The 5,312-nt window shown below is 53.1% G+C and carries 2 tRNA genes and 2 rRNA genes; all 4 read left to right on the forward strand.

Annotated features, from left to right (window positions below):
• Window positions 1-181 precede the first annotated feature (181 nt).
• A 16S ribosomal RNA gene (locus ACWJ62_RS19800) occupies window positions 182-1,721 on the forward strand.
• A 91-nt stretch (window positions 1,722-1,812) separates the two neighbouring features.
• A tRNA-Ile gene (locus ACWJ62_RS19805) sits at window positions 1,813-1,889 on the forward strand.
• Window positions 1,890-1,985: 96 nt separating this feature from the next.
• Window positions 1,986-2,061, forward strand: a tRNA-Ala gene (locus tag ACWJ62_RS19810).
• Between the two features lie 327 nt (window positions 2,062-2,388).
• Window positions 2,389-5,282: ribosomal RNA gene (locus ACWJ62_RS19815) — 23S ribosomal RNA — on the forward strand.
• The 16S and 23S rRNA genes sit together here with 2 tRNA genes alongside, the layout of an rRNA operon.
• The last annotated feature ends 30 nt before the right edge of the window (window positions 5,283-5,312 follow it).

The following is a 5,312-nucleotide window of genomic DNA, read 5'->3' on the forward strand; positions in this document are numbered from 1 at the left end:
ACGATGTAGAATACGCCACCTTGATTGAGCAACAGCTCAAACGCTCTTTAAAAAGTTGACCAAGTAATTCGTGTGGGCGCTGGCCGAGGTGTTTCGGGTACGAAATATCAGGACAGTGACTCGTCGAAATTGAGTTTTGTCTTGAGCAAGAATAGAGAGTCTTCGGATTCTTGTATGATTTAAACTGAAGAGTTTGATCATGGCTCAGATTGAACGCTGGCGGCAGGCTTAACACATGCAAGTCGAGCGGTAACAGATCTAGCTTGCTAGATGCTGACGAGCGGCGGACGGGTGAGTAATGCATAGGAAACTGCCCAGTAGTGGGGGATAGCCCGGGGAAACCCGGATTAATACCGCGTACGCCCTTCGGGGGAAAGCAGGGGATCTTCGGACCTTGCGCTATTGGATGTGCCTATGTCGGATTAGCTAGTTGGTGGGGTAAAGGCTCACCAAGGCGACGATCCGTAGCTGGTCTGAGAGGATGATCAGCCACATCGGGACTGAGACACGGCCCGAACTCCTACGGGAGGCAGCAGTGGGGAATATTGGACAATGGGGGCAACCCTGATCCAGCCATGCCGCGTGTGTGAAGAAGGCTTTCGGGTTGTAAAGCACTTTCAGTGAGGAGGAAAAGTTGGTCACTAATATTGGCCAGCCTTGACGTTACTCACAGAAGAAGCACCGGCTAACTCCGTGCCAGCAGCCGCGGTAATACGGAGGGTGCAAGCGTTAATCGGAATTACTGGGCGTAAAGCGCGCGTAGGTGGTTTGATAAGCGAGATGTGAAAGCCCCGGGCTTAACCTGGGAACGGCATTTCGAACTGTCAGGCTAGAGTATGGTAGAGGGTAGTGGAATTTCCTGTGTAGCGGTGAAATGCGTAGATATAGGAAGGAACACCAGTGGCGAAGGCGGCTACCTGGACCAATACTGACACTGAGGTGCGAAAGCGTGGGGAGCAAACAGGATTAGATACCCTGGTAGTCCACGCCGTAAACGATGTCTACTAGCCGTTGGGACTCTTGAAGTCTTAGTGGCGCAGCTAACGCACTAAGTAGACCGCCTGGGGAGTACGGCCGCAAGGTTAAAACTCAAATGAATTGACGGGGGCCCGCACAAGCGGTGGAGCATGTGGTTTAATTCGACGCAACGCGAAGAACCTTACCTGGCCTTGACATGCAGAGAACTTTCCAGAGATGGATTGGTGCCTTCGGGAACTCTGACACAGGTGCTGCATGGCCGTCGTCAGCTCGTGTCGTGAGATGTTGGGTTAAGTCCCGTAACGAGCGCAACCCCTATCCCTAGTTGCTAGCAGTTCGGCTGAGAACTCTAGGGAGACTGCCGGTGACAAACCGGAGGAAGGTGGGGATGACGTCAGGTCATCATGGCCCTTACGGCCAGGGCTACACACGTGCTACAATGGTGCGCACAGAGGGCTGCAAACCCGCGAGGGGGAGCCAATCTCACAAAACGCATCGTAGTCCGGATCGCAGTCTGCAACTCGACTGCGTGAAGTCGGAATCGCTAGTAATCGTGAATCAGAATGTCACGGTGAATACGTTCCCGGGCCTTGTACACACCGCCCGTCACACCATGGGAGTGGATTGCACCAGAAGTGGTTAGTCTAACCTTCGGGAGGACGATCACCACGGTGTGGTTCATGACTGGGGTGAAGTCGTAACAAGGTAGCCGTAGGGGAACCTGCGGCTGGATCACCTCCTTAAACGAAGCCGAATGCTTCGGTCAGAGTCCACACGAATTACTTGGTTGGCTGAATAAAGAGAGCAGATGGGTCGTTGCAGGCCCGTGTTTTTGGGTCTGTAGCTCAGGTGGTTAGAGCGCACCCCTGATAAGGGTGAGGTCGGTGGTTCAAGTCCACCCAGACCCACCAGAATTACGTAGCTCGTCGTTGTGTCCGGACTTGCATAGCAGGCTATGCGGCGCCCGAACACGCCTAGATCTACGCAATTCTTGATAGCTTTATATTGGGGCTATAGCTCAGCTGGGAGAGCGCCTGCCTTGCACGCAGGAGGTCGGCAGTTCGATCCTGCCTAGCTCCACCAAATCACAGATTACTGACTAACTCCGGTTAGCAGTGTACAGAAACAAGTTTTTCAGTGTCGTGACAATGTCACGGGAATGACTGAAGCCCTTCTTTCTGATCACTGGGTCAGATTTGCTCTTTAACAAATTGGACGAGATAGAACACGATTGATGGATTCCATTATCTCCGGAATTCATTGATCAGAGTGATAACGATTTCAAGCGTTATCCGGTGTTGTCGTTGAAGTGGTTGTTATATTGCTTCAAGTGGCTGTCTCGAAGAAAACGCCGAATCAGGCTTGCCTGGTGAGGACGTGACTTCGTGATCAGTTGTCTTGGGGTTATATAGTCAAGCAACTAAGCGCATACGGTGGATGCCTTGGCAGTCAGAGGCGATGAAAGACGTGGAAGCCTGCGATAAGGTTCGGGGAGCTGGCAAACAAGCTGTGATCCGGGCATTTCTGAATGGGGAAACCCACCGACTTTCGGGTCGGTATCTTGCACTGAATACATAGGTGTAAGAGGCGAACCGGGGGAACTGAAACATCTAAGTACCCCGAGGAAAAGAAATCAACCGAGATTCCCTAAGTAGCGGCGAGCGAACGGGGATTAGCCCTTAAGCTAAACAACTGGTAGGAGAAGGCTCTGGAAAGTGCCGCCATAGTGGGTGATAGCCCCGTATCCGAAACCTGAGTTTAGTGAAATCGAGTAGGACGGGACACGTGATATCCTGTCTGAACATGGGGGGACCATCCTCCAAGGCTAAATACTCCTGACTGACCGATAGTGAACCAGTACCGTGAGGGAAAGGCGAAAAGAACCCCTGTGAGGGGAGTGAAATAGATCCTGAAACCGTATGCGTACAAGCAGTCGGAGCGGACTTGTTCCGTGACGGCGTACCTTTTGTATAATGGGTCAGCGACTTATGTTCAGTGGCGAGGTTAACCGTTTAGGGGAGCCGTAGGGAAACCGAGTCTGAATAGGGCGATTTAGTCGCTGGGCATAGACCCGAAACCGGGCGATCTATCCATGAGCAGGTTGAAGGTTGAGTAACATCAACTGGAGGACCGAACCCACTGTCGTTGAAAAGCCAGGGGATGACTTGTGGATCGGAGTGAAAGGCTAATCAAGCCCGGAGATAGCTGGTTCTCCCCGAAAGCTATTTAGGTAGCGCCTCGGACGAATACCACAGGGGGTAGAGCACTGTTTCGGCTAGGGGGTCATCCCGACTTACCAACCCGATGCAAACTCCGAATACCTGTGAGTACTATCCGGGAGACACACGGCGGGTGCTAACGTCCGTCGTGAAGAGGGAAACAACCCAGACCGCCAGCTAAGGTCCCCAAGTACCAGTTAAGTGGGAAACGATGTGGGAAGGCTCAGACAGCTAGGAGGTTGGCTTAGAAGCAGCCATCCTTTAAAGAAAGCGTAATAGCTCACTAGTCGAGTCGGCCTGCGCGGAAGATGTAACGGGGCTCAAACTGGTCACCGAAGCTGCGGCTGCATACTTTGTATGCGGGGTAGGGGAGCGTTCTGTAAGCCTGCGAAGGTGAGTTGAGAAGCTTGCTGGAGGTATCAGAAGTGCGAATGCTGACATGAGTAACGACAATGCGGGTGAAAAACCCGCACGCCGGAAGACCAAGGGTTCCTGCGCAACGCTAATCGGCGCAGGGTGAGTCGGCCCCTAAGGCGAGACCGAAAGGTGTAGTCGATGGGAAACGGGTTAATATTCCCGTACCTTGGATAGCTGCGATGGAGAGACGGAGAAGGCTAGGTGAGCCGGGCGACGGTTGTCCCGGTTTAAGCGAGTAGGGAGTGGACTTAGGCAAATCCGGGTCCACAATCTCGAGACGCGACGACGACTGCTCTTTTAGAGCGGGAAGTCATTGATGCCATGCTTCCAGGAAAATCTTCTAAGCTTCAGGCTATTCGAGACCGTACCCCAAACCGACACAGGTGGTCAGGTAGAGAATACCAAGGCGCTTGAGAGAACTCGGGTAAAGGAACTAGGCAAAATGGTGCCGTAACTTCGGGAGAAGGCACGCTGGTGTTAGGTGATACCCCTGCGGGTGGAGCTGAAGCCAGTCGAAGATACCAGGCCCCTGCGACTGTTTATTAAAAACACAGCACTGTGCAAACACGAAAGTGGACGTATACGGTGTGACGCCTGCCCGGTGCCGGAAGGTTAATTGATGGGGTTAGCGCTTGCGCGAAGCTCTTGATCGAAGCCCCGGTAAACGGCGGCCGTAACTATAACGGTCCTAAGGTAGCGAAATTCCTTGTCGGGTAAGTTCCGACCTGCACGAATGGCGTAACGATGGGGGCGCTGTCTCTACCCGAGACTCAGTGAAATTGAAATCGCCGTGAAGATGCGGTGTATCCGCGGCTAGACGGAAAGACCCCGTGAACCTTTACTATAGCTTCACAGTGAACTTTGAGCATGTTTGTGTAGGATAGCTGGGAGGCTTTGAAGTGGGAACGCCAGTTCTCATGGAGCCAACCTTGAAATACCAGCCTGACATGTTTGAGGTTCTAACTTGGACCCCTTATCGGGGTTGAGGACACTGTGTGGTGGGTAGTTTGACTGGGGCGGTCTCCTCCCAAAGCGTAACGGAGGAGCACAAAGGTGGGCTAAGCATGGTCGGACATCATGCGGTTAGTGTAATGGCACAAGCCCGCTTAACTGCGAGACAGACACGTCGAGCAGGTACGAAAGTAGGTCATAGTGATCCGGTGGTTCTGTATGGAAGGGCCATCGCTCAACGGATAAAAGGTACTCCGGGGATAACAGGCTGATACCGCCCAAGAGTTCACATCGACGGCGGTGTTTGGCACCTCGATGTCGGCTCATCACATCCTGGGGCTGAAGCCGGTCCCAAGGGTATGGCTGTTCGCCATTTAAAGTGGTACGCGAGCTGGGTTTAGAACGTCGTGAGACAGTTCGGTCCCTATCTGCCGTGGACGTTGGAGATTTGAGGAAAGCTGCTCCTAGTACGAGAGGACCGGAGTGGACGAACCTCTGGTGTTCGGGTTGTCACGCCAGTGGCATTGCCCGGTAGCTATGTTCGGACAGGATAACCGCTGAAAGCATCTAAGCGGGAAGCCCCTTCCAAGATGAGATCTCCCTGGACCCTCGAGGTCCCTGAAGAGCCGTTCAAGACCAGGACGTTGATAGGTCGGGTGTGTAAGCGCTGCGAGGCGTTGAGCTAACCGATACTAATTGCTCGTGCGGCTTGACTATATAACACCCAAGACAATTGCGGATAACGCA

Source organism: Marinobacter sp. PE14 (assembly GCF_053566155.1).